Annotated in this window: 1 protein-coding gene; it reads left to right on the forward strand. The window is 69.0% G+C overall.

The genetic code is table 11. The features are described 5' to 3' along the window. Window positions 1–287 (forward strand): helicase-related protein (locus NE591_RS15580; protein WP_256157139.1); only part of this gene is annotated, 287 nt, incomplete at both ends.

Consider the following 287-nt stretch of genomic DNA (forward strand, 5'->3'; position numbering starts at 1 on the left):
CTGAGGCCAAGCGCGAGGTCATGGAGCAGTTCTGTGCCGGCGAGGTCCAGGTGCTCGTGGCCACGACGGTCATCGAGGTGGGGGTCGATGTTCCCAACGCCACGGTCATGATCGTCCAGGACGCCGACCGCTTCGGACTCGCCCAGCTGCACCAGCTGCGCGGGCGCGTGGGCCGCGGTGAGAAGGCGGCCGAGGTGTTTCTCGTTTCCGCTTCCCAGCGTGAGGAGTCGCTCGCGCGCCTGGCGGCCAGCTCGAAGCCGTCGTCGGTGCTTTCCATGGCCGCCAGG

Origin of the sequence: Adlercreutzia sp. DFI.6.23, from assembly GCF_024462535.1 — a bacterium.
In the GTDB taxonomy this organism is placed as follows: Bacteria; Actinomycetota; Coriobacteriia; order Coriobacteriales; family Eggerthellaceae; genus Adlercreutzia; species Adlercreutzia rubneri.